The organism is Caballeronia mineralivorans PML1(12) (assembly GCF_001028175.1).
Taxonomy (GTDB): domain Bacteria; phylum Pseudomonadota; class Gammaproteobacteria; order Burkholderiales; family Burkholderiaceae; genus Caballeronia; species Caballeronia mineralivorans.
Genome location: NZ_AEJF01000237.1, coordinates 51319 through 75118 on the forward strand (window position 1 = coordinate 51319; position 23800 = coordinate 75118).

General features: G+C 61.2%; 21 protein-coding genes. 11 read left to right on the top strand and 10 right to left on the bottom strand.

Annotation, left to right across the window (positions count from 1 at the left end; all coding sequences use genetic code 11):
• Positions 1–173: 173 nt before the first annotated feature.
• From EOS_RS39200 to EOS_RS39220, 5 genes are all read left to right on the top strand, one after another.
• Entirely contained in the window at positions 174–1070 is an 897-nt protein-coding gene (locus EOS_RS39200; protein ID WP_047897611.1) for a LysR substrate-binding domain-containing protein, read from the top strand.
• A 182-nt stretch (positions 1071–1252) separates the two neighbouring features.
• The gene (locus tag EOS_RS39205; protein ID WP_047897612.1) at positions 1253–2002 is read left to right on the top strand and encodes an SDR family NAD(P)-dependent oxidoreductase; all 750 of its coding nucleotides are present in this window, start codon (positions 1253–1255) and stop codon (positions 2000–2002) included.
• Positions 2003–2081: 79 nt separating this feature from the next.
• A complete protein-coding gene (locus EOS_RS39210) occupies positions 2082–3410 on the top strand; it encodes an MFS transporter (protein ID WP_047897613.1) in 1329 nt (442 codons plus the stop codon).
• Between the two features lie 44 nt (positions 3411–3454).
• Positions 3455–4297, top strand: a complete 843-nt coding sequence (locus EOS_RS39215; RefSeq protein ID WP_047897614.1) for a transketolase — start codon at positions 3455–3457, stop codon at positions 4295–4297.
• Positions 4294–5307, top strand: coding sequence for a transketolase family protein (locus tag EOS_RS39220; protein WP_047897615.1), 1014 nt, complete (start codon positions 4294–4296; stop codon positions 5305–5307). Before EOS_RS39215 ends, EOS_RS39220 begins: the two co-directional genes overlap by 4 nt.
• 169 nt (positions 5308–5476) lie before the next feature.
• Here EOS_RS39220 and EOS_RS39225 read toward each other — a convergent pair whose 3' ends face one another.
• Entirely contained in the window at positions 5477–6562 is a 1086-nt protein-coding gene (locus EOS_RS39225; protein WP_047897616.1) for a GlxA family transcriptional regulator, read from the bottom strand.
• Between the two features lie 262 nt (positions 6563–6824).
• On the opposite strand from EOS_RS39225, the gene EOS_RS39230 reads away from it, so the two are divergent.
• From EOS_RS39230 to EOS_RS46740, 4 genes are read left to right on the top strand one after another with little or no spacing between them, the layout of a single operon-like run.
• Entirely contained in the window at positions 6825–7916 is a 1092-nt protein-coding gene (locus EOS_RS39230) for a branched-chain amino acid ABC transporter substrate-binding protein (RefSeq protein WP_047897635.1), read from the top strand.
• A gap of 5 nt (positions 7917–7921) precedes the next feature.
• Complete coding sequence (locus EOS_RS39235) at positions 7922–9178, top strand: D-amino acid dehydrogenase (RefSeq protein WP_047897617.1); 1257 nt, start codon at positions 7922–7924, stop codon at positions 9176–9178.
• Complete coding sequence (locus EOS_RS39240; RefSeq protein WP_047897618.1) at positions 9175–10194, top strand: asparaginase; 1020 nt, start codon at positions 9175–9177, stop codon at positions 10192–10194. Before EOS_RS39235 ends, EOS_RS39240 begins: the two co-directional genes overlap by 4 nt.
• A 47-nt stretch (positions 10195–10241) precedes the next feature.
• Positions 10242–10433, top strand: a complete 192-nt coding sequence (locus EOS_RS46740) for a hypothetical protein (RefSeq protein WP_152693260.1) — start codon at positions 10242–10244, stop codon at positions 10431–10433.
• Between the two features lie 101 nt (positions 10434–10534).
• Here the strand turns inward: EOS_RS46740 and EOS_RS39250 are convergent, their stop codons facing one another.
• The 3 genes from EOS_RS39250 to EOS_RS39260 all read right to left on the bottom strand — a co-directional run bounded on the left by EOS_RS39250 (position 10535) and on the right by EOS_RS39260 (position 14029).
• Positions 10535–12757: an ATP-dependent DNA helicase gene (locus EOS_RS39250; RefSeq protein ID WP_235443108.1), complete on the bottom strand. Its 2223-nt coding sequence runs from the start codon at positions 12755–12757 to the stop codon at positions 10535–10537.
• A 174-nt stretch (positions 12758–12931) separates the two neighbouring features.
• Positions 12932–13159: a DUF465 domain-containing protein gene (locus EOS_RS39255; RefSeq protein ID WP_047897620.1), complete on the bottom strand. Its 228-nt coding sequence runs from the start codon at positions 13157–13159 to the stop codon at positions 12932–12934.
• Positions 13160–13234: 75 nt separating this feature from the next.
• Complete coding sequence (locus EOS_RS39260; protein WP_063177471.1) at positions 13235–14029, bottom strand: flotillin family protein; 795 nt, start codon at positions 14027–14029, stop codon at positions 13235–13237.
• On the opposite strand from EOS_RS39260, the gene EOS_RS45840 reads away from it, so the two are divergent.
• Both EOS_RS45840 and EOS_RS39270 read left to right on the top strand, forming a co-directional pair.
• Complete coding sequence (locus tag EOS_RS45840) at positions 14016–14432, top strand: hypothetical protein (protein ID WP_063177472.1); 417 nt, start codon at positions 14016–14018, stop codon at positions 14430–14432. The two genes, EOS_RS39260 and EOS_RS45840, sit on opposite strands and share 14 nt — an antisense overlap.
• An 11-nt stretch (positions 14433–14443) precedes the next feature.
• Positions 14444–16795 carry a Tex family protein gene (locus tag EOS_RS39270; RefSeq protein ID WP_047897622.1) on the top strand — a complete coding sequence of 784 codons (2352 nt, stop codon included), beginning with the start codon at positions 14444–14446 and terminating at the stop codon, positions 16793–16795.
• Between the two features lie 111 nt (positions 16796–16906).
• Here EOS_RS39270 and EOS_RS39275 read toward each other — a convergent pair whose 3' ends face one another.
• From EOS_RS39275 to hflC, 6 genes are all read right to left on the bottom strand, one after another.
• Positions 16907–18799 (bottom strand): potassium transporter Kup, encoded by a 1893-nt coding sequence (locus EOS_RS39275; protein ID WP_047897623.1) that lies wholly within the window; start codon positions 18797–18799, stop codon positions 16907–16909.
• A gap of 305 nt (positions 18800–19104) precedes the next feature.
• Positions 19105–19665 (bottom strand): phosphoribosyltransferase, encoded by a 561-nt coding sequence (locus tag EOS_RS39280; RefSeq protein WP_047897624.1) that lies wholly within the window; start codon positions 19663–19665, stop codon positions 19105–19107.
• A gap of 103 nt (positions 19666–19768) precedes the next feature.
• Positions 19769–21115: an adenylosuccinate synthase gene (locus tag EOS_RS39285; RefSeq protein ID WP_047897625.1), complete on the bottom strand. Its 1347-nt coding sequence runs from the start codon at positions 21113–21115 to the stop codon at positions 19769–19771.
• Positions 21116–21279: 164 nt separating this feature from the next.
• The gene (locus tag EOS_RS39290) at positions 21280–22431 is read right to left on the bottom strand and encodes an ATP phosphoribosyltransferase regulatory subunit (protein WP_047897626.1); all 1152 of its coding nucleotides are present in this window, start codon (positions 22429–22431) and stop codon (positions 21280–21282) included.
• Positions 22432–22557: 126 nt separating this feature from the next.
• A complete protein-coding gene (locus EOS_RS39295; RefSeq protein ID WP_047897627.1) occupies positions 22558–22749 on the bottom strand; it encodes a DUF2065 domain-containing protein in 192 nt (63 codons plus the stop codon).
• Between the two features lie 42 nt (positions 22750–22791).
• A complete protein-coding gene (hflC, locus tag EOS_RS39300; RefSeq protein ID WP_047897628.1) occupies positions 22792–23706 on the bottom strand; it encodes a protease modulator HflC in 915 nt (304 codons plus the stop codon).
• Between the last annotated feature and the right edge of the window lie 94 nt (positions 23707–23800).

Consider the following 23800-nt stretch of genomic DNA (forward strand, 5'->3'; position numbering starts at 1 on the left):
GCAAGGTTGCCCGCTTCGGCCCCGATTTGGGCATCTAGCGCCTCTCAAGCGATACACTATCGGCCGAGGCCTACCTCGCCTTTACATCTTAAAGCGCGACATCCATCGAGTAGCCCGAAGCGAAGTTGTAAACCGAGCAGCGACACGGTTCGTGATCACAGCGTCCAAGAACAATGCGCATCCCACCACTAAAAGCGATCATCGCGTTCGAGAGCGTCGCCCGGACAAAAAGCGTCAATCGGGCGGCTGATGAATTGGGGTTAACGCCCTCGGCGGTTAGCCATCAGATCTCCAACCTTGAATCCGCGGTCGGCAGACCCTTGTTCACGAGACTGGGACGCGGGCTGATCCTGACACCAACCGGCCAGCAATATTTGGCCGATGTCACCGGATCGCTCGCCGACCTGAGCCGCGCGACCGAGCGCGCATCCAGCCAATCGGCCGTCGAGATTCTCCGCATTCACTCAAGTCCAAGCTTTGGGCTGATGTGGCTCCTGCCTCGGCTAGCGTCGTTCCAGGAAGCAAATGGCGACATTCAGTTGAATCTGGCGTGCTCGTACGAGGATGTGTCGTTCACCTCTGGCTACTATGACGTCGATGTACGGCATGGCTACGCGCATTGGACCGATGGGGAGATTAAAACGCTTCGCAACGAATTCATCGCGCCTCTTGCATCGGAGGAATACCTTAGAAAATTTCCGGTGCACACCCCCGAAGACCTGATAGAGCGACGCCTGATTTTCTCGGAAACGCCGCTCGTGCAGTGGAAGCAATGGTTCGGCAAGTTCGGCGTCGCAGGGTCCCGAAAGGCATTCGACTTCTCCTTCGATCGCTCGTACATGTCCCTTGAGGCCGCAGCGTTGGGACACGGCATCGCACTCGAAAGCACCATGCTCGCATCGGTCCATATCGGACGTGGGTCGCTCGTACCCGTTTTCGATCGCAACTTTGCGGTGGAGGTCGGCGCTCATCATCTGGTTTACCCAACCCAGAACGCAGATTTGCCGCGCGTGGCCAAATTTCTGGCCTGGGTCGAGCATGAGATCAGCCTTAGCGCGGTGGAGCGCTAAGGCGCGCCAGACGGTGGCGCCGCGCGGCCTTATGCCAAAGAGCTGAATTCCGGCACCTGTGACTCCATAGTGCTGCGACACCTGAAAATTTTTCAGCAATAGTTGAGCCCGACTGCATTGATCGAGATGGTTGAAGCGCTGAAACTGCGCCTACCAACTAACACGATTGATGGAGACAAAACATGTTGCTCGACAGCAAAGTGGTAATCGTAACCGGTGCAGCCTCGCCGCGTGGTATCGGCAAGGCGACCGCAAAAGCGCTCGCCGCACAGGGCGCGCGAGTGGTGATTCTGGACCTTCGCAAGGAGGACGCCGAGAGTGCCGCGCGTGACCTCGGCGAAGAACACCTCGGCCTCGCCTGCGATGTGACCGACAAGGCCGCATGCATGGCTGCCGCCAAGGCGGCCATCGAAAAGTACGGCCGTGTCGACGGATTGATCAACAACGCGGGCATCACCCAGCCTCTGAAGACGATGGACATCGGAGCCGACAACTTCGATGCGGTCATCGACGTGAACCTGCGCGGTACGCTCTACATGTCGCAAGCGGTCATTCCGCAAATGAGAGCGCAAAACAGCGGCAGCATCGTCTGCATGTCATCCGTTTCCGCGCAACGCGGTGGCGGCATCTTCGGCGGTCCTCACTACAGCGCCGCCAAAGCAGGCGTACTCGGTCTCGCTCGTGCCATGGCGCGTGAACTCGGTTCGGACAACATTCGTGTCAACTCGATCACTCCAGGCCTGATCCAGACGGATATCACAGGCGACAAGCTTACGCCCGAGATGCGCACTGACATCATCAAGGGCATTCCGCTTGGCCGTCTCGGCGACGCAACGGACGTCGCGAATGCCTGCCTCTTCCTCACGAGCGAGCTGTCGGCTTACCTCACCGGCATCACGCTCGACGTCAACGGCGGCATGCTGATTCACTGAGAACGACATCCGCCGCGTGTTGCTGCGGATGAGTCAATGCACCCGGAGCAAACCCGGGGCGATATGGCAGGAGACACCCATGAAAGCGAAATCCACTGCGCCGTCAGTGACGGGCGACGTCACGTCGTTCGCCGACCCGGCGACCTTTGAATCGAAAACGTACGCGAAAGTCGGACGGCGATTAATACCGTTCCTGATGCTGTGCTATCTGGGCGCTTATCTCGATCGTGTCAACGTGGGCTTCGCAAAACTGCAGATGCTCAATGACCTGCGATTTAGCGAAACCGTGTATGGCTTTGGTGCGGGGATTTTCTTTCTCGGCTATTTCCTCTTCGAGGTGCCGAGCAATCTCATGTTGCACAAAGTGGGCGCCCGCAATTGGCTCGCTCGCATCATGCTGACGTGGGCTGTGATCTCGGCTTGCTTCGTCTTCGTCAAGTCGCCCACCACCTTCTATGTTCTCCGCTTTCTATTGGGCGTGGCCGAGGCCGGGTTCGCGCCAGGCGTCATTCTGTATCTGACTTACTGGTTTCCCTCGGCGCGGCGCGCCAAAGCGCTCTCGCTTTTCTTCATGGCGATTCCATTGGCAGGCATAGTCGGTGGGCCGCTGTCCGGTTACATCCTGCATGCATTCCAGGGTGCACATGGCCTGGCCGGCTGGAAGTGGCTGTTCATTCTTGAAGCGCTGCCGTCGTTGCTCCTTGGCGTCGCCATCCTGCTTTATCTCGATAACGGTATCGCGGCCGCCAAGTGGCTCACCGGCGAGGAGAAGGCGCTTCTTGCACGCAACGTGGCGAACGACAACGCCCACAAGGTCGCTCATGTCTCCATCCGGTCTTTCATTGGCGACCGTCGCCTGTGGCTGATGGCTGCGATCTATTTCTGCGTGGTGCTCGGTCAATACGGCCTGACGTTCTGGCTGCCGACGATCATCCGCAAGTCGGGAGTGGCCGACCCGCTTTGGGTAGGCGTCTTCACGGCCATTCCGTACCTCTGCGCAATCATTGCGCTGCCACTGGTAGGCGCAAGCGCTGACCGCCATCGCGAACGGCGTCTGCATCTTGCGATCCCGATGCTGGTGTCGGCGGCGGGTTTTGCCACGCTGCCGATGCTGGGCGGTGTTGGCGCGTCGCTGGTGTGTGTCAGTGTGGCCGCCGCCGGCATTCTCGCTTCGTCGTCGCAGTTCTGGTCACTGCCGACCGCGCTCCTCGGCGGCATGTCCGCCGCGGCGGGTATCGCCGCGGTGAACTGTTTCGCCAATCTCGCGGGCTTCTTCTCGCCGGCCATCGTGGGCTGGTTGAACGACCTGACCGGTAAGTCGACAGCGGGGCTCATCTTTATTTCCGTCGCTATTGTCATCGGCGCCGGGCTTGTTTTCCTCGTGCCGGCCAAAAGCGTCAATCGCTGACACGGTCCGCTGCAAAGACTCACTTTTTAAATCAAGGAGACACCATGAACAGTCCGTCATCAGATGCGGTGACGCTCACCGAGCGCGCCTATCGGATTCGCAGAAACGCCTTGCTGATGGGCGAGGTGCAGGGACAGGGCTACATCGGCCAGGCACTCGACATCGCCGATGTACTCGCGGTCGCTTACTTCGGCGCGATGCGCTACCGGCCTGACGATCCCGAATGGGAAGGCCGCGACCGCTTCCTCTTGTCCAACGGACACTATGCGATCGCACTTTACGCCGCGCTCTTCGAAGCCGGCTTCCTGCCGCCGGAAGAACTTGAAACCTACGGCAGCGACGACAGCCGGTTGCCGATGTCCGGCATGGCGAGCTACACGCCCGGCATGGAGATGTCCGGCGGCTCGCTGGGCCACGGTCTCACGATCGCGGTGGGCCGCTGCCTCGGACTGAAGCGCAAGGGCTCGGACGCCTTCGTCTACACGCTCTTCTCCGACGGCGAACTCGATGAAGGCGCGATCTGGGAGGGCCTGATGTCGGCCGCTCACTGGAAGCTGGACAACCTGATCGCCATGGTCGACGTCAACAACCAGCAAGCCGACGGTCCCTCCTCGCAGATCATGGCGTTCGAGCCGCTCGTCGAGAAGCTCGAAGCATTTGGCTGGTTTACGCAACGTGTGGACGGCAACGACATTGATGCCGTGAAGGCGGCGTTCGATACAGCGCGCAATCATCCGAAGGAACAGCCGCGGATTATCGTGTGCGATACCCGGATGGGCTGCGGCGTGCCGTTCCTCGAAGAACGGGAAAAGAACCATTTCATCCGCGTAGATGCCCACGAGTGGCAACTGGCGCTTGCAGCACTCGAAGCCGGGAGACAAGCATGAGCAATACCACCACCACGAAGCCGCGCCTGAAGACCTCGGCGATGATCGCCTCTATCGCGGGCGAAGGACAAGTCACGCGCTCCGCGCCGTTCGGCCATGCGTTGGCGCAACTGGCGCGGGAGAAGAAGAACGTGATCGGCATGACCGCCGACCTCGGCAAGTACACCGACCTGCACATCTTCGGGAAGGAGTTCCCTGAGCGCTACTACCAGATGGGCATGGCCGAGCAGTTGCTGATGGGCGCGGCTGCCGGTATGGCACATGAAGGTGCGCAGCCGTTCGTCACGACCTACGCCGTGTTCGCGACCCGCCGCGCGTATGACTTCATGCACCAGGCCATCGCCGAGGACAACCTCGACGTGAAGATCATCTGCGCGCTGCCGGGCCTTACGACCGGCTATGGACCGAGCCATCAGGCGGCCGAGGATCTTGCGCTCATGCGCGCGATGCCGAACATGACCGTCATCGATCCCTGCGACGCGCTCGACACCGAGCAAATGGTGCCCGCCATTGCTGCGCATAACGGCCCGGTGTATGCCCGCCTGCTGCGAGGCAACGTTCCGGCCGTGCTCGACGAATACGACTACCAGTTCGAGCTTGGCAAGGCGAAGCTGCTGCGTGACGGCGCCGAGGTGCTGATCATCTCGTCGGGCATCATGACCATGCGCGCGCTGGAGGTCGCGAAGGCGCTGAAAGCAGACAACGTCGGAGTTGGCGTATTGCACGTGCCGACCATTAAACCGCTCGATACCGAGACGATCCTGCGTGAATCCAGGCGCACGGGCCGCATGGTCGTAGTCGCCGAGAATCACTCGGTGATCGGCGGTCTGGGGGAGGCGGTCGCAACCACGCTGCTCACGGCGCGCGTCACGCCTATGTATCGTCAAATCGCATTGCCCGATGAGTTTCTCGCTGCGGGAGCGCTGCCGACCTTGCACGATCGCTATGGCATCTCAACCAACGTCATGGCCGACACCATCAAGGGCTGGCTCGGCAAACCGAAGCAATAAATAAAGGGCAACAAAAGGACTTCGCTGAAGTGGAGTGGGGTCGGTCGGTAGCCTGAGAGACGTCCGGTGCGTCGGTTGAAGTGCGATTGATCGGTCGCACTGCAGGTCGTCGAAGCGCGTGGGCGCATAGTTTGCAGGGGCAAGTGCTGCAACGATGCGTGCGCTTGTCTCACGACAGACGTTCTTCTAATGACGTCCTCAGCTTGCCGGGCGTCACGCCGTAGACTTCCTTGAAGCCGCGGATGAAATGCGCGGAGTCGGCAAAGCCGCATTCGTAGGCGATTACCGTGATGCGTTTTGTCGTATTAAGCAGCAACCAGCGCGCGTAGCGAAGCCGCATCGCCCGATAAAACTCCTTGGGTGACATCCCCGTTTCCGTCAGGAAGTTGCGTTCGAGTTGCCTGACGCTCGTGCCTGTCATCTTCGCGATCACCGTGACGTTGAGCGGCGCCTCCAGGTTTTCTTCCATCAGCACGATCGCGTGCCGTACCAGCAGATCACCGACCGCCAGATAGCCCAGTGCCTTGCGGCGCTCCACGAACGACGTGCCGCCCAGACGGCTCACCGTCATTTGATGAATGACCTTGGAGGCTCTGTCCGGGCCGCAATGCAAGCTGATCAAACGCGTTGCCAGTTCAAGGACCGACACACCGCCCGCGCATGTGATGCGGTTGCCGTCGATCAAGTAATCTGAATTGGCGATGACCCGCAAACCTGGAAACATTGTCTTGTAGTCTTCGAAGTGAAACGCGTGCACGCAAGCGACGCGGTCCTGCATCAAGCCGGCTTTGGCCAGCACGAAACTGCCGGTGCACATGCCGATCAGCGGCACGCCTTCGGCGTCGGCCTCGCGCAAATAGTCCCAGTAGCGCCGGTCAACCTGATCAAGTTTCGGCAGAAGGCCGCCGATCACGACGAGGTAATCGAATTGCCGCGGCGAACCGTGTACCGCATGCACGGGCACCGCCACGCCGCAGCTCGCTTCCACGGTCTCGTCGGCCATACCGAGCAGCGTCCATGTGCAACGTAGAGGACGGCTCTGGTCGCCGAGATCCGCCGCATGGCGCAACGCATCGCAGAAGCCGGCCAGCGACAGCAACGGGAAGGTGGGCCACATCAGAAAACCGATGTTGAGCTCGGCGCCTGAGCGTGACGGGTTGCCGTCCCGCTTGACACTGGCGCGATCGAGCCGATCAACGAGACCCCGGCCAAGAGACGGGTCTTGGCCATCGAGCGGTGTTCTTTCGGTAGCCATGACGATTCCGTAAGGCGTTGATGAACCCAGTATATAAGCCAATCAATGGACTCGGCCACGGTGTCGCGTTTCTTCTACTTTTTTGCGGTTCGGTGCAATGCCGGTCATTTTTTCGTCCCTAAAGTCGGTCCTGTCCAACGTCCGCGAGCGATTCCCGACGAGGGTCAGTGCGACACCAACCAGCAAGCAGCATAACCAGGAGAGTCTCATGTCGACCAGATGTCACGGCAAGCTATGCGCCCGTATCGGAGTGAGTTTGATCATGCTCGGCTCTGCCGGCGCGTTCGCAGACGAAGTTGTCAAAATTGGACATGCCGCGCCGTTGACCGGTGCGAATGCCGAGTGGGGGAAGGACACCGAAAACGGCGCCCGCCTCGCGGTGGAGGAGATCAACGCAAAGGGGCTTGTGATCGGCGGTCAGAAGGTGACGCTGGAGCTGGACGCACAGGACGACGCGTCGGACCCGCGCCAAGGCACGCAGGTCGCGCAGAAACTCGTCGACGACAAGGTTGTGGCGGTGGTCGGTCACATGAATTCGGGAACCACTATCCCGGCTTCGAAGATCTACAGCGACGCGGGTATCGTCGAGGTCTCGCCATCGGCGACCAATCCGGTTTATACGCAACAAGGCTTCAAGACTGCCTACAGGGTGGTCGCGACCGATGCCCAGCAGGGCCCGGCACTGGCCGACTACGCGCAGAAAACGCTCGGGGCGAAATCAGTAGCGATCGTGGACGACGCGACTGCTTATGGTCAGGGTCTCGCCAACGAGTTCGAGAAGCAGGCGAAGGCGGACGGTTTAATCGTCCTCTCGCATGACGCAACCAACGACAAGGCGGTCGACTTCCGTTCGATTCTCACCAAGGTCAAGGGCGAGCATCCGGACATCATCATGTACGGGGGAATGGACGCCACCGGCGGCCCGTTCGCGAAGCAGGCGCGCCAGCTCGCGATCGCAGCGCGCGTGCTGGGTGGCGATGGCCTGTGCGCCGATTCGCTCGCCAAGCTGGCGGGCGTTGCTGCCGACAACGTCGTGTGCTCGATCGCCGGCATGCCGCTCGAGAAAATGCCGGATGGTCCCGCTTTCGAGCAACGCTACGAAGCACGCTTTCATCAGCACGTGCAGCTCAATGCACCGTTCGCCTACGACGCTGTGTACATCATCGTCGATGCGATGAAACGCGCCCATTCGATCAAAACTGCAGAGATTCTCGCAGCGATGCCGAGTGCGGACTTTGTCGGCGTGCTCGGTCGCACGCAGTTCGACGCGCATGGCGATCTGAAGCAGGGCTCGATCTCCCTGTATGACTACAAAAGCGGCAAGCAGACGCTGCTCACCGTCGTGAAGATGTAGACCTCATGGACGTACTTGTCCTTGGCGCAGGCGTGATCGGCCTGACGACCGCTTATTACCTCAATGCGGGAGGCCATCGTGTGACAATTGTCGACCGCCATCCCGAAGTCGCTCTGGAAACAAGCTACGCGAACGGCGCGCAACTTTCGTATAGCTATGTTGCGCCGCTGGCCGGCCCAGGCATCCTGTCGAAGATCCCGGGTTGGTTGACGCGCAGCGACTCACCAATGCGTTTTCATCCGTCACTGGACCCGGACCTGTGGCGCTGGTGTCTGCAGTTTGTGCGGGCGTGCACGCGGCAGCAAAATGTACGGTCGACGCGGTACTTGCTCCAACTGTCATTCCTGAGCCGCGCGCTGATGCACAAACTGGTCGACGACGAACCGTCGCTCGATTTCAACTATGTACGTTCCGGCAAGCTGGTCTTGCATCGTGACGCGAACGCATTTGCGTCGGCGGTCGGTCTTCTCGAATTCCAGCGCACACTCGGATGCGAGCAGCAGGCGCTCGATCACGAAGCGTGCGTTCAGATCGAACCCGCGCTCAAGGCTGTTCGCAACCAGATTGCCGGCGGCATATATACGGCTAGCGAAGACACTGCGGATTGCTATCGATTCTGCGTGAGCCTGGAGAAGGTACTGCGCGAGCGCGGCGTCGTTTTCGAGCTGGCGACCGACGTCAGCGCGTTGAAGCATGCGCCGGGCGGACGTGTCGAAGCCTGGGCCGGCACACGCCGCTTGCCGGGTGAGCAGATTGTCGTAGCGTTGGGTTGCGCGAGCGCGAAGCTGCTGAAGACGGTCGGCGTCGGTGTGCCGGTGTATCCGCTGAAGGGCTACAGCCTGACGATTCCGGTCAGATCCTGTGGTATCGCACCGGTGATCAGCGTGACGGATTTCGCCCGCAAGGTCGTGTACGCCAGACTCGGCGAACGTATGCGTGTGGCAGGCATGGCCGACATCGCCGGCTACTCGCGCGCGCTCAACGGCCACCGGCTCGCGACATTGCGCCGTGAGGCGGAGGCGGTCTTTCCGGAGGCTGGCGACTATTCGGCTGCCGATGAATGGGTCGGACTGAGACCCGCGACGCCGCGCGGCCTGCCGGTTATTGGACCGACGCCCATTAGAAATCTGTGGCTGAACGTTGGCCAAGGTGCGCTCGGCTTCACGCTCGCGACCGGTTGCGCTCAACTGCTGGGGGACTTGATCACCCAAAGGCCCACGGCAATCGATTGCACGATGTTCAGCTTGGGTGGACGCTCATGACACGCGATATCGTAATGGCTGCGCGGCCGAAAGCGCGGATTGTACTGATCGGTACGGGCGGCACGATTGCAGGCCACGGCGCCTCGTCGATCAACACGTCGGCGTATGACTGCTCCGTGCTGCGTATCGACGACATTCTTGCGGATCTGCCGGTCGCGGCATCGATTGCCGACATCAGGACAGAGCAGCTATTTCAGTTCGGTTCGGAGAATTTCGGCAACGCGCAACTGCTGCAGTTGGGCAAGCGAATTTCATCGCTGCTGAAACGGGACAATGTTGACGGCATTGTCGTCACACACGGCACCGACACAATCGATGAGACGGCTTATTTCCTCCATCTGACGCTCAAGAGCACGAAGCCGGTAGTCGTGGTGGGCGCGATGCGTCCACCGTCCGCACTGAGTTCGGATGGACCGCTTAACCTCTACCACGCGATCGTCGTGGCGGCGAGTCAGGTTGCACACAGCAAGGGCACACTGGTTGTCGCGAACGATGAGATCCACACGGCGCGTGATGTCGTCAAGACGAATACGTTCAAGCAAGACGCGTTCAGGTCACCCTACGGCCCCTTGGGATTTATTGTCGAAGGCAAGCCGATCTTTTACCGGCTGCCGGCGCGTCGCCACACGACGGAAAGCGAATGGTCGATCGACGAGATCGACGAGGTGCCGGAGGTCGGTATCATCTATGCGCATGGAGGCATGAACGACGCGATGGTGCGTGCCATGCTTGACTCAGGTGTGAAGGCGGTCATCTATGCCGCGACCGGCAACGGCAATGTGGCGACCTCAATAGTTGACTCTCTGGTCGACGCAAGATTGCGCGGCATTCATGTTGTCCGCGGTTCACGGACAGGAGGGGGCGTGGTCATTCGCAATGCGGCTCAGCCCGATGATCGCTACGACTGGCTGGTAACGGACGATCAGGTTCCGCACAAGGCGCGCATCCTGATGATGCTGGCGCTCACCGGAGAAAATTGCGCCCGCAAGCTTCAGAATGCCTTTTTGAATTATTGACTTGGGCTCCTCGGAGAATCCGTCGGACAACCTGCCGACTGGCGAGCGTGAGCAGAATAGTACGAGCGACGCAGGTCCAGGGCGGCGAGATTGACTGGGCCGAAACCGATCTGAGTGTCGAACTATCGAAAAAGGGGGATAGCTGTACCGCCTATGTCGGCACGGTTCCAGCTAAGGTGGGAAAACCCGGCGTCGACTGTCACGGTCTCATCCTGCGGCGGGAACGGGCCATCGGCTGATTTGACGCCAACGGCGCTTGCGGGTCGTTCCGGGACGCTCGCCAGCATTGGAAACACGTCGCGGGATAAGTTAGCGGCGTTCGACATGCAAAAAGCCGCGCTCATTCGTCCTCTTGCGCCACCACCGTTTCCGGATCGGTGAAAAACGCACGCACCACTTCCAGTTCGCGTGTGCGCTTGAACGGCGGCAGGCTTTGCCAGATGCGCCGGCCATAGGGTTTATCGACGAGACGCGTATCGCAGATCATCAGCACGCCACGATCCGTTTCCGCGCGGATCAACCGGCCCGCCCCCTGCTTCAGCGTAATCACTGCCTGCGGCAACTGGTGCACGGCGAACGGGCTCAGGCCCTTCTTGGTCAACGCGTCCAGCCTCGCCGATAACACCGGATCATCGGGCGGCGCGAACGGCAGTTTGTCGATGACTACGAGCGACAGCGCATCGCCACGTACATCCACGCCTTCCCAGAAGCTCTGGCTACCCACCAGGATCGCGTTGCCGTAGGAACGGAAGCGGTCGAGCAATTCGGTGCGGCTCGCGTCGCCCTGCACCAGCAGCGGATAGTCCCAACCACGACGTTCGATGGTGTCACGCAACCGGTTTGCGATCCGGTCGACCGCGCGCAACGTCGTGCACAGAAAGAACACGCCCCCCTTCGATGCCTCGATGACAGGCAGCGCGCCATCGAACACCGCGTCGGTGAAATTCGGCGACGACGGTTGCGGCAAGTTACGCGGCACGTACAACAAGCCTTGCGTCGGGTAATCGAAGGGACTGGGCAGTGTCATCGAACGGCGCGCGTTCAGGCCCATTTGCGCGGCGTAATGCGTGAAATCGCCACGCACCGATAACGTCGCCGACGTGAAGATCCACGCACGCGGCACGCCGGCGCGCTGCTTCGAAAAGATCGGCGCGACGGACAGCGGCGTCTCGTGCAATTGCACCGTGTGCGAGAACACTTCAATCCATCGCACCATCTCGTTCGGATCGCCTTTTGCCGCCGCTTCGGCTTCCTCGGCCACCGCCTTTTCGACGGAAGTCGGCGGTGCGGTCCAGCCGCCCAATAAACCCTGCAACTCGCGCGCGCGACGCAGCAATGCGCCGAGCGACTCCGCCCGCTCAGCGTGTTCGCCGAGCGCTTTGGTCAGCGCGTCCAGATGCTCTTCCAGCGTATCGAGCGCGTCGAATAACGGGTGATCGTCAGCAAGCTGACCGAGCGACATACGCACCGAATCTTCCTTGAACGCCAGCCGCACATCGCGCGCCGCACGTTCCAGCGCAGCACCGAGCTTCGTCCAGTCGGAGAAATCGCGGGCGTGGCTCAAGCCTTCCGCCACGGCGTCGCGAGCCAGTTCGAGAAACTGCGTGGTGGATACCGTCTCGCCGAAAAACAGCGTCGCGGTTTCGGGCAATTGATGCGCTTCGTCGAAGATGATGGTGTTCGCGGTCGGCAGCAACTCGGCCATGCCGGTGTCGCGCAGCATCACGTCGGCGAAGAACAAGTGGTGATTCACCACCACGATGTCCGCCTGCTGCGCCTCGCGCCGCGCCTGCATCACAAAGCACTCTTTGTACTGCGGGCATTCCTGGCCGAGGCAGTTGTCGCGCGTGGACGTGACCATCGGCCAGACGGGCGAATTCTCGGGCACGCTCGCGAGTTCGGCTTTATCGCCGGTGCGCGTGAGCTTCGCGAAGCGGATGATTTCCTGCAGATGGGACGTGTCCTGGCGCGTCGGCAAACGGCCGTTGTCGGCGGTGCGTTGCAGGTAGTAGTGACACAGATAATTCGCGCGCCCTTTCAGCATGGCGACCGACACCGGCACGGCGAGCGCGTCGCGCACGGTGGGAATGTCCCGCTGGAATAGCTGGTCCTGCAAGTGCTTCGTGCCAGTCGAGACGATCACCTTGCCGCCCCACAACATGGCCGGCACGAGGTACGCGAAGGTCTTGCCGGTACCCGTTCCCGCTTCCACGATCAGCGTGTTCTCGCCACCGTCGATACGCGTCGATGCCGTCGCCACGCCAAGCTCGTCTGCACCGTCTTCAGGCACGACCGGCGCATCCGATGGCCCGAGTTTGCGCGCAGGACGGCGTTGCGCGTCGAACATCGCGGGTTCGGGCATCGCACGCCCGGACGCTTCCATGGCGGCCGCGACCGCGCGCGCCATCTCGACCTGCGAAGCACGCGAACGATAACCCTCGATGTGCCGCGCCAGCAGACCCTCGGCGGCAAAAATCCCGTCGAGTTCAGTGCGGCGCTTCGGCGCGAGCGTGAGCGAAAGCGAGGTGTCGACGACACCCGCCTTCGCGGCCGGCTTCAGCACGGATTCCGCGTTCTCTGTGAGGGCATTGTCGGGCGAATTCAAGGGGGCGTTCCTGCTTGTGTTCCTGCTCGTAACTGGCGTAAGCCAAGCTTGTTTCTACCCTTACCGGCGAGGCGGCCTGGGCAGCTGGCATGAAGTTCTTCCGGGCCAAGCACGTCACGCGACTGACGTATCTTAAGTGCTTGAGCGCCCGTCCGGTTCCAGCTGCAATTGCAGCAGGATGATTGTGTCCTTGACCTTGAGCTTGCGCTTTTTCAGGCGCCGGATCTCGAGGTCATTAATGCCGGGAACGTCGGCCATCTTGCCGATAAGACTATCCAGGCCGTGATGCTCCGCCTCCAACTGCCCGATACGTTCGCGGATCGTACCTGTGTCGACTGCTGCTGCAGGATATGCATGCATACTCGCCTCCTCTGGTCGCGGCGAGCCGCTTCAGGTCACTGGCGGCGTCGCCCGAGGTTGCTGTCCGGCCCCGGCTTACTTCGGCTGCTGCTGTTGCTGTTGCTGCTTGAGCTGTTCCTGATGCGCGCGGTCTGCCGCGTCCTGCTGTGCACGCTGCGCCTGCTTGGCGGCTGCTTCCTTCTGCCGGGACTGGACTTCCGCCTGATGCTCGGCAGCGTCGCGTTGCTTGGCCGCAAAGCGTTCCGCCTTGTCCTCGCGTTCCTTTGCATCTTGCACGCCGCGCGCGGCGGCATCGGCGAGTTTCTTCTGGTAGTCCGCCTGCTTGCGATCGAAGGTAGCCTGGTTCTGCGCACGCTGCGGCGCTTCCGCATTGCGCTGCGCCGCGGACAACTCGTTCTGACGCTGCTTCTCGGCAAACGATTCCGCGCTAGCCTTCTCGCTCGCCGCACGCTGCGGCGCTTCGGACGCGTACTGCGCGCGTTTGATCGCGGTTTGCTGGTCCCGCTGCTGCGCATGCAACTGACGTTGTTCGTCGTCGAGCGCCAGTTGTTCCTTACGAATCTGCTGGCTCACCTCGCGCCTGGCTTCGCGCGCGACGCCCAGGCAGTGATTGACGAAGAAGTCGCTGTAGCAATCGTGCTGCTTGACTGCGTAGCGATAATTATTCTCCTCGCTGCGCACATCCAGCGCCTTCTGCCGCGCACTGAACCCGTTTGGGTCGGCCGCTGCGTCGGGCGCACTAGCTTCGGGCGCGCCGGCCGCCTGACTTGCCCGCACGTCCGATGCCGCTCCCGCGGAGCCGCCTTGCGCGCCTGTCTCGTCGAGCGGCGTTTGCGTGACCAACGTGCCCGGGTCGATGGACTTTGGCATCTGCGCTATCGCCGCCGGCCCGAAACTTGCGCAGGCAAGCGCGAAGAGCACTGCGGCGACGGGCCGGGCGACCTGCAAAACGTGCAGCGACGCCCTTGCCGGCCGCACGACGGCAACAGCGCCACCCGATGCGGTCAGACCGGTCGAGGCAAACGAATCGACTGGAGCAGTCGGCAAAGCGGGCGAAAGGCGGGAAGTCGGCAACGTGATAGCCAGCGTGATAGACAAGGAGACGGACAAGGTAGTGAAAGCAGCTTCTACGATCCCGAAATTCTATCACCGCGCGCCGGAGCCCTCCGGCATTTATGGCAAAATGCCCCGCTTCACCAACCCGGCAAACGTGTTCGCGCGGCTTAAAGTGAAATGCGCGGTACGAAAAGCCCTTGATGAGCCAGCAGGCTGACGCAGACCCCCATGACGGAAACCGTAGCACTCAAGATTGTCCAGCGCATCGCCACCGAGTTGAGCGTGCAGCCGCGGCAGGTCGCCGCCACCGTGCAACTTCTCGATGAAGGCGCAACCGTTCCGTTCATCGCCCGTTATCGAAAAGAAGTGACAGGCAATCTCGACGACACGCAATTGCGCAATCTCGAGGAACGGCTCATTTATCTTCGCGAGCTGGAAGACCGGCGCGCGGTGATTGTCCAGAGCATCGACGAACAGGGCAAACTCACGCCCGAACTGCGTGCAGCCGTGGAAGGCGCCGACAGCAAGCAGGTGCTGGAAGACCTGTATCTCCCGTACAAACCGAAGCGCCGCACCCGCGCGATGATTGCCCGCGAAGCCGGCCTGCAGCCGCTCGCGGACGCCCTCCTCGCCGATCCGAAGCGCGATCCGCAAACCGAAGCGGCACGTTTCGTGGATGCCGAAAAAGGCGTCGCCGACATCAAAGCCGCGCTCGACGGTGCCCGCGATATCCTCTCGGAGCAGTTCGGCGAGATGGCGGAAATTCTCGGTAAGGTTCGCGATTATCTGTTCAAGCAAGGCAGCGTGATTTCGACCGTCGTGGACGGAAAACAGAACGAGGAAGGCGAAAAATTCCGCGATTATTACGACTACTCGGAGACCATCCGCACCGTGCCGTCGCATCGGGCGCTTGCGCTGTTCCGGGCTCGCAACGCGGGCGTGCTGACGGTCAAGCTGGGCTTGGGCGGAGAACTCGATGCGCAAGTACCGCATCCGGGCGAAACGCTGATCGCGAACCATGTGGGGATCGCCAATCAAGGCCGCCCCGCCGATAAATGGCTAGCAGACGTGTGCCGCTGGTGCTGGCGCGTGAAGGTCCAGCCGAATATCGAAAACGATTTACTGACGAATTTGCGTGAAGAAGCCGAAGCTGAGGCCATTCGCGTGTTTGCACGCAACCTGAAAGACCTCCTGCTCGCAGCGCCCGCGGGTCCGAAAGCCGTGATCGGCCTCGATCCTGGCATGCGCACCGGTGTGAAAGTGGCCGTGGTCGATCGCACCGGCAAGCTGCTCGCGACCGACGTGATTTATCCGCACGAACCGCGTCGCGACTGGGACGGCTCGCTGGCCAAACTCGCGCGAATCGCGGCGCAGACGCAGGCCGAACTGATCAGTATCGGTAATGGCACGGCGTCGCGTGAGACCGACAAGCTCGCGAGCGAATTGATCGCGAAACATCCGGAACTGAAGCTGCAGAAGATCGTCGTGTCCGAAGCAGGTGCATCGATTTATTCGGCCTCCGAACTGGCATCGAAGGAATTTCCTGATCTCGATGTGACGCTGCGCGGCGCCGTGTCGATCGCCCGGCGGCTGCAAGATCCGCTCGCAGAACTCGTCAAGATCGATCCAAAAGCGATCGGTGTCGGTCAGTATCAGCACGACGTCAACCAGCGCGACCTCGCCCGCTCGCTCGACGCGGTGGTCGAGGACTGCGTGAACGCGGTCGGCGTGGATGCCAATACCGCGTCGGTTGCGCTGCTCGCGCGTGTGTCGGGGTTGAACGCGACGCTGGCGCGCAATATCGTCGATTTCCGCGATGCCAACGGCCCCTTCGCCTCGCGCGATCAATTGAAGAAGGTGCCCCGTCTCGGCGATAAAACCTTCGAACAGGCCGCCGGATTCTTGCGCATCAACAATGGCGTGAATCCGCTGGACCGCTCGTCGGTGCACCCGGAAGCGTATCCGGTCGTCGAACGGATCCTGGCAAAAATCAACAAACACGCCGCCGATGTGATGGGCAAGCGCGAAGCATTGGCAGGCTTGTCGCCGGCGGATTTCGTCGATGAACGATTCGGCTTGCCGACTGTGCGCGACATCCTCGCTGAACTTGAAAAACCGGGCCGCGATCCGCGTCCCGAGTTCAAGACGGCCACGTTCCGCGAAGGCGTCGAGAAACTCTCCGATCTCACGCCGGGCATGATCCTGGAAGGCGTGGTCACGAACGTGGCGGCGTTTGGCGCGTTCATCGATATCGGCGTGCATCAGGATGGATTGGTGCACGTATCGGCGATGTCGACGAAGTTCATCAAGGACCCGCACGAGGTCGTGAAGGCGGGTCAGGTCGTGAAGGTCAAGGTGCTGGAGACGGACGTGAAGCGCCAGCGGATTGCGCTGACCATGCGTCTGGATGACGACTTCGCCGCGGACGGTTCGTCTGCGCAACAACAGCCACGAGGCGCGCAAGACCGCCGAGGCGGTGGCGGCGGAAGCGCCCGCGACATCCGCGGCAATGCGGGTGGCAAGCGTGAACCGGAAGCGGCCAGCGCAATGGCAGCGGCGTTTGCAAAGTTGAAGAAATAAGCGAACGACACTGCTCGATAGACATGAAAACGGCCCGTCGCTTTGCGACGGGCCGTTTTCATTCAACGATCAATTCGGCAGCGTGTATGCAATATTCATACACGCTCGCCATCAGATCTCGATCTTCGTCCCCAACTCAACCACCCGGTTCGCGGGAATACTAAAAAAGTCCGTCGGCTTGGCGGCATTCTGATGCATCCACGCGAACACGCGTTCGCGCCACACCGACATGCCCGGCAACTGCGTCGGCACAACCGTCTCCCGTGCCATGAAAAACGATGTATCCATGAGTTCAAATGTCATGTCATGGGTACGGCCGATTTCGTGCAGCACCGCCTTCACGTCGGGGGTTTCGTTAAAGCCATACTGCGCCTTCGCGAGATACAGCCCACCGCCCGCGTCCTTCACCTCCACTCGCGCGGCGTCGTCGACATACGGCACATCGCGCGTCACGAAATTCAGGAAGATAGTGCGCTCGTGCAGAACCTTGTTGTGCTTCAGGTTGTGCAGCAGGCTCACGGGCACGAGCGAGTCGTTGCCGGTCAGATAAATTGCCGTACCCGACACCCGATGCGGCGGATGCGCGAGCAACCCCTGCAGGAACGGCATCAACGGAATACCATCCGCGGCGGTCCGGTCCTTGACGATCATGCGGCCCTTGAACCACGTCATCAGCAGGAAAAACAGCACCCCGCCGATACCCAGGGGCAACCAGCCGCCCTGCTCGATCTTGAGAAGACTGGCACCGAAGAACCCGACATCGACGATAAAAAACACGCTGATAATCGCGCCCACCAGAAACTTGTTCCAGCCCCACAGCTTGGTCATCACGACCGACGCAAGAATGGTCGTGACCAGCATGGTCGCGGTGACCGCCAGTCCATACGCTGCGGCAAGATTCTCAGAGCTTTTGAAGCCGATCACGATGCACAGGATGATGAACAACAGCATCCAGTTCACAACCGGAATATAGATCTGCCCGATCGCGAGATCCGACGTATGCAGGATCTTCATGCGGGGCACGTAACCAAGCTGGATTGCCTGGCTGGTCAGCGAATACGCGCCTGAAATCACAGCCTGGGACGCGATGACCGTCGCAATGGTCGACAGGATCACCAAAGGCAGCAGCGCCCATTCCGGCGCCATGAGAAAGAACGGGCTTTCCCGGGCTTCCGGTGAGTGCATCAGCAACGCGCCCTGACCGAAATAATTGAGCAGCAGCGACGGCATGACGAGGCCATACCAGCCGTAGCGAATCGGCTTTGCGCCGAAGTGCCCCATGTCGGCATACAGCGCTTCTGCGCCGGTCAGCACCAGCACGACCGAGCCGAGCACGATATACGTCTGCAGCACGTGCGCGGCCATGAACGAAAACGCGTAATACGGATTCAACGCGATCATCACGCGCGGCATTTGCACGATGTGATACACGCCAAGCACGGCCAGCGTCAGGAACCACAGCACCATGATCGGGCCAAAGAGCTTGCCGACCACCGAGGTGCCGCGGCGCTGGATCCAGAACAGCATCACGAGAATGACGATGGTAATGGGAATGACATAATTCGACAGTGCCGGCGTGGCAATTTCCAGCCCTTCCACTGCCGATATCACCGACATGGCCGGCGTAATCACGGCATCGCCGTAAAACATGCACGCGCCGAAAATGCCGAGCATCATCATCACGCCGGTCGCACGCCCGGACCCCTTCAACGTGCGCAATGCAAGCGTCATCAGCGCGAGCACGCCGCCTTCGCCATTGTTGTCGGCACGCATCACGAAGAGCACGTATTTGATGGCGACGACAATCACGATCGCCCAGAACAGTAGCGAGATGACCCCGAGGATGGAAGCTTCGTTCAGTTCGATACCGTGCGACTTGCTGAATGCCTCTTTCAATGCATACAGCGGGCTGGTACCGATATCGCCGAACACTACGCCGATTGCGGCGAGTGCCAGGGCAGGCAGCGGCTGTTTGCGCTCGTGCGCGTGGGTCATATTGTTCATAAACGCGGGAGCCGTCCGAAGCGGAAAAAAACGAACGCCATTCTAACGTTGCGTGCGGCGCCTGACCGGCCTGTTGTGATACCGCGACGGCCGGAGCGAAGCGGCAGTTTAGCATTGCGGCAAAGCCTCGAAGGTGCATGGGCGGCACTTTCCCGCTTTAACTAACGATGTGAAAAAAATGCCGTTCGATCGCACCGGATAGGCGAATCAAACGGCATTTCGTTTCAGTTTCGTTCTGCTTCGCAACCACTTACCACTCACGTGAACAGCTCACGCATAAAACCGGAACACGCTCAGGACCTCAATCAGCCGCGCCCATTCTGAACACCCCGCTTGATCCACGCGCCGAGATTGTGCGGCCGCACGGTATCCCATTCCTCGAACGGTTGATGAATCCACGGATTCGTCTCGAGGAATTGCACGTGATAGTCGGGCTTCACCGTCGAACAGCCCTTGTACCACAGCACGGCCGAGCGCACTGCGGTGACCGCCGGATAACGTTCCTTCAGGTGTTGCTGCACGCGCGAGAGCGTCACGCCGGAGTCGACCAGGTCATCCACGAGCAGCACGTTGCCCGAGAGTTCGCCGCGCGTCATGGTGATGTATTGCCCGATATCGAGCGAGCCCTGCTCCGTGCCCGCCGCCTCGCGATAGGAACTTGTCGCCAGGATGGCAAGCGGCAGGTCATAAATGCGCGAAAGCTGGTCGCCCACACGCAAGCCGCCACGTGCGAGGCACAGGATATTGTCGAACTTCCAGCCCGAGTCGTGCACGGCGAGCGCAAGCAGTTCGATCAGCCGGTGATATTCGTCCCAGCCTACCCACAGGTTGCGGTCGTCGTTGCGCGGATCTTTCATCGCGATCATGGCGAAACTCTTTTCAATATGTACAGCTATGTACGTCTGTTGAATATGCAAAAGTGGCCGCTGATTCGCGGCCACTTTGGTCGAAGCTACACGTCGAGGCTACTTAAACCTTGAACGGGTGACGCAACAGGATGGTTTCATCGCGGTCCGGACCGGTCGACACCATGTCGATAGGCACGCCCGCCACTTCCTGGATACGCGACAGGTAGTCACGCGCATTGGCCGGCAAGCTATCCCATTGCGTAATGCCAATCGTGCTTTCCTTCCAGCCGCCGAACGTCTCGTACACCGGTTCGCAACGGGCCACTTCCGACGCGCCGCGCGGCAGGATGTCGACATCCTTGCCGTCGAGCTTGTAGCCCACGCACAGCTTCACTTCGTCCAGGCCGTCGAGCACGTCGAGCTTCGTCATGCACAAGCCCGAGATGCCGTTGATCTGGATCGAGCGGCGCAGCGCGGCGGCGTCGAGCCAGCCGGTACGGCGCGGACGCCCGGTCACCGAGCCGAATTCCTTGCCCACGGTCGCGAGCGTCAGGCCGACCTGCTCCTGGCGGTTCACGTTGTCGGCGTCATACAACTCACTCGGGAACGGACCTGCACCCACGCGCGTGCAGTACGCTTTCGTGATGCCGAGGATGTAGTTGAGCTTTTGCGGACCGACACCCGCGCCAGCACTCGCCGCGCCCGCCACGCAATTGCTCGACGTGACATACGGATACGTGCCGTGATCGATGTCGAGCAGCGTGCCTTGCGCGCCTTCGAACAACAGGTTGCGGCCAGCATGGTTTTCGTCGTAGAGGCGGCGCGAGACGTCGGTCACCATGGGCGCGAGGCGTTCGGCGTAACCGAACATGGTGTCGAGCGTTTCCTGATAATCCACCGCGGCGGCGCCCAGATAGCCGGTCAGCACGAAGTTGTGGAAATCGAGGGTTTCGCGCAGGCGTTCCGCGAACACGGCCCGGTCGTACAGATCCTGCACGCGCAAGCCACGACGGCCGACCTTGTCTTCATACGCCGGACCGATGCCGCGTCCCGTCGTGCCGATCTTCGCCGCGCCGCGCCGCGCTTCGCGCGCCTGGTCGATGGCGATGTGATACGGAAGAATCAGGTTGGCGGCTTCGGAGATGAAAAGACGCTTCTGGACATCGACACCCACCGATTCCAGCTCGCCAATTTCCTTGAAGAGCGCTTCCGGCGACAACACGACGCCATTGCCGATGTAGCAGGCGGTGCCGGCGCGCATGATGCCCGACGGAATCAGCCGAAGGATGGTTTTCTTGCCGCCGATGATCAGCGTATGGCCGGCATTGTGGCCGCCCTGGAAGCGCACAACGCCCTGGGCGTGGTCCGTCAACCAGTCGACGATCTTGCCCTTGCCCTCATCACCCCACTGGGTGCCGACCACGACGACATTGCGCCCCGGGTTCACATTCACTGCGCTGGCAGACATGTCAATTTGATAGCTGGTTAAAAACGCATTTTACCTATGTTCGCGGAAGGTTCCGAGTTTTTCCCGGTATTTGCGAACGCGTATCGATTTTGTATCGATCGAATGAGGCTGAAGCTTTGTCTGCGGTTTGACGCTGCAGAACACGGCAACAAACCGCAAAACCGCTAGGAACGGACCTCCACCACCCACTTTCCGTCGCGCTCGATCAGTACGCGATCGAACGCGAACTCATCGAGATCATGCTCGTGGCCGGGCAACGCCTGGATCACCACCTCGCCCGCGTCGCGCAATTCAGCGACCGCCGCGAGCAGCGGTTCGTCGTGTTTCCACGGCGCGAGCACGGCACTGCCGCGGGCATCGATGGGAGAAATACGGGCGACTTCGCGCAGGTCGAGTGAGAAACCCGTTGCCGGACGCGCGCGGCCGTAGGCCTGCCCGACGTGATCATACCGGCCGCCGCGCGCCACCGCGTTCGGCACGCCGTCCACATAAGCCGAGAACATCACGCCGCTGTGATAAGCGTAGCCGCGCAGATCGGCGAGATCGATCATCAGCTCTGCGCCATTCGCCTGGCCTGCGAGGAACGCGAGGTCATCGAGTGCGCGCTCGATGACCGGCAGATTCGGCAGCCGCACGCGCGCTTCGTCGAGCACGGAAGCGTCGCCATACAGCGACGGCAGCGCGCGCAGCGCTTCCCGGGTGACATCGCCAAGTTTGGCGGTGAGTTCGTTCAGGCGCGGCACATCCTTCGCACCGAGCGCGTCGTAAAGGGCTTCGCCGAGCGCGGCTGCGGCCGGCTCGAGTTCGAGCAAGGCGGCCAGAACGCCGGCATGGCACAGGTCGAGGCGCACTTTATCGAGGCCGCTCAGACGCAGCGAATCTAGCATCAGTTGCTGGATCTCGAGATCCGCCTCCAGTCCGGCGTGACCGTAGATTTCCGCGCCAATCTGGATCTGCTCACGCGTGGCGTGCAAACCGCGCGGCCGCGTATGCAGCACATTGCCCGCGTAGCACAGGCGCGTCACGCCCTGACGATTCAGCAAATGCGCGTCGATACGCGACACCTGCGGCGTAATGTCGGCGCGCAGGCCGAGCGTACGGCCGGACAATTGATCGACGAGCTTGAACGTGCGCAGGTTCAGATCGCTGCCGCCGCTGGTCAGCAGCGACTCGAGATACTCGAGCATCGGCGGCATCACGAGTTCGTAGCCATATGAACGAAAACGGTCCAGCAGCCGGCGGCGCAATTCTTCAATCTTGCGAGCCTCGGACGGCAAGACGTCGGCGATATTCTCGGGAAGTAACCAGGTGGACATCGGTGCGTTTCCTACGGAGCGTTTGAGCGCGGCGGGTGATGAATGTCGCCGGTCAGGGCAAGCTTTGAGTCTATGGGCGACTATCTACTACACGTCAGCCCGCTTTGAAATTTCCGGTCGCGCGTTTCAGGTCGCAATAAGCAGCAGGATCACGCCAAGCACCATGGCGATCAGGCCGCCGATGCGAATCTGGTGCGGCGGCCGTTGCGCGATCCGGCGGAACGTGTCGCGCCAGGAGTTAGGGAAGACGAACGGAAACATCCCTTCGATAATCAGCATCAACGCAATCGCGAGCAGTAACGATGCAGCCATATCCATTCGATTTAAGGCGTCGCGGCTCGCACCGCGACGCTTGGACGCTCAGCGCTTGTGCGCGAGCGCCGGTGTGGTGGCATCGGCGCCGCTCGACGCAGCGCCATTCGGGCTGCGCATGAAGCGGAAGAAGTCGCTGCTCGGGTCGACGACCATCACGTCGCCCGCATTGAAGGTCTTTTTATACGCTTCGAGGCTTTGATAGAACTGGTAGAACTGCGGATCGACACCGTATGCGTCGGCGGCAATCGACGCAGCCTTGCCATCGCCCTCGCCCTTGATGGTCTGCGCTTCCTTGTAGGCATCGGCGAGAATGGCTTCCTGCTGGCGCTCCGCGCTCGCTTTGAGCGCATCGGCGTCCGCCGTGCCCTTCGCGCGCGCCTCGGCCGCCGCTTGCTGGCGCGCCGCGATCATGCGTTTGTAGACCGAATCGGCAACCGCCGGCGGAAAGTCGATACGCGTGAGTTGCAGATCGACGAGTTCCACGCCGAACGCGGCCACCGGCTGCTCGATCTCCTTCTGCGCTTCGGTCGCGATAGCCTGCTGTTCACCCAGCACGTCCGTCAGCGAGCGCCTGGTGAACGCCGATGTCAACGCAGTACGCGTGAGCGCGGCCAGCCGGTCCTGCGCCGTTTGCGTGTTCTTCTCGTTGCTTTCGAAGAGCTTGAGCGGATCGGCCACGCGATACTTGATGACCGTGTTCACGATCACCTCGTTCTTGTCCGACGTGTTGAAGCGATCCGAGCCCGCTTCGTCGAGCGTGAGTGTACGCGTGTCGATCAGCGTGAGCGTCTGGAACGGCGGCGGCAGCTTGAAATGCAGGCCGGGCGTGACGAGCGTGGGCGAGCCGCCGCCATGCGCGCTCACCACGCCCGCATGGCGTTCGTCGACCACGAACATCATGGACGAGCCGATGAACAGCACGACTACCACAGCGACTACGAGCGCAATAATTCGATTCATGATCGCGCTCCTCATTGAGTGTCGTCTTCACGCGAGCGCGAACGGAATGCGTCGCGCGAGCGGAACGGGTCACCTGACGACTGCGCTGCTGCGC

Excerpts from the sequence above, each read along its gene's own strand:
- EOS_RS39200 (WP_047897611.1), top strand. The coding sequence starts at position 174 with ATGCGCATCCCACCACTAAAAGCGATCATCGCGTTCGAGAGCGTCGCC.
- EOS_RS39205 (WP_047897612.1), top strand. The coding sequence starts at position 1,253 with ATGTTGCTCGACAGCAAAGTGGTAATCGTAACCGGTGCAGCCTCGCCG.
- EOS_RS39210 (WP_047897613.1), top strand. The coding sequence starts at position 2,082 with ATGAAAGCGAAATCCACTGCGCCGTCAGTGACGGGCGACGTCACGTCG.
- EOS_RS39215 (WP_047897614.1), top strand. The coding sequence starts at position 3,455 with ATGAACAGTCCGTCATCAGATGCGGTGACGCTCACCGAGCGCGCCTAT.
- EOS_RS39220 (WP_047897615.1), top strand. The coding sequence starts at position 4,294 with ATGAGCAATACCACCACCACGAAGCCGCGCCTGAAGACCTCGGCGATG.
- EOS_RS39225 (WP_047897616.1), bottom strand. The coding sequence starts at position 6,562 with ATGGCTACCGAAAGAACACCGCTCGATGGCCAAGACCCGTCTCTTGGC.
- EOS_RS39230 (WP_047897635.1), top strand. The coding sequence starts at position 6,825 with ATGCTCGGCTCTGCCGGCGCGTTCGCAGACGAAGTTGTCAAAATTGGA.
- EOS_RS39235 (WP_047897617.1), top strand. The coding sequence starts at position 7,922 with ATGGACGTACTTGTCCTTGGCGCAGGCGTGATCGGCCTGACGACCGCT.
- EOS_RS39240 (WP_047897618.1), top strand. The coding sequence starts at position 9,175 with ATGACACGCGATATCGTAATGGCTGCGCGGCCGAAAGCGCGGATTGTA.
- EOS_RS39255 (WP_047897620.1), bottom strand. The coding sequence starts at position 13,159 with ATGCATGCATATCCTGCAGCAGCAGTCGACACAGGTACGATCCGCGAA.
- EOS_RS45840 (WP_063177472.1), top strand. The coding sequence starts at position 14,016 with ATGGACTTTGGCATCTGCGCTATCGCCGCCGGCCCGAAACTTGCGCAG.
- EOS_RS39260 (WP_063177471.1), bottom strand. The coding sequence starts at position 14,029 with ATGCCAAAGTCCATCGACCCGGGCACGTTGGTCACGCAAACGCCGCTC.
- EOS_RS39270 (WP_047897622.1), top strand. The coding sequence starts at position 14,444 with ATGACGGAAACCGTAGCACTCAAGATTGTCCAGCGCATCGCCACCGAG.
- EOS_RS39275 (WP_047897623.1), bottom strand. The coding sequence starts at position 18,799 with ATGAACAATATGACCCACGCGCACGAGCGCAAACAGCCGCTGCCTGCC.
- EOS_RS39280 (WP_047897624.1), bottom strand. The coding sequence starts at position 19,665 with ATGATCGCGATGAAAGATCCGCGCAACGACGACCGCAACCTGTGGGTA.
- EOS_RS39285 (WP_047897625.1), bottom strand. The coding sequence starts at position 21,115 with ATGTCTGCCAGCGCAGTGAATGTGAACCCGGGGCGCAATGTCGTCGTG.
- EOS_RS39290 (WP_047897626.1), bottom strand. The coding sequence starts at position 22,431 with ATGTCCACCTGGTTACTTCCCGAGAATATCGCCGACGTCTTGCCGTCC.
- EOS_RS39295 (WP_047897627.1), bottom strand. The coding sequence starts at position 22,749 with ATGGATATGGCTGCATCGTTACTGCTCGCGATTGCGTTGATGCTGATT.
- hflC (WP_047897628.1), bottom strand. The coding sequence starts at position 23,706 with ATGAATCGAATTATTGCGCTCGTAGTCGCTGTGGTAGTCGTGCTGTTC.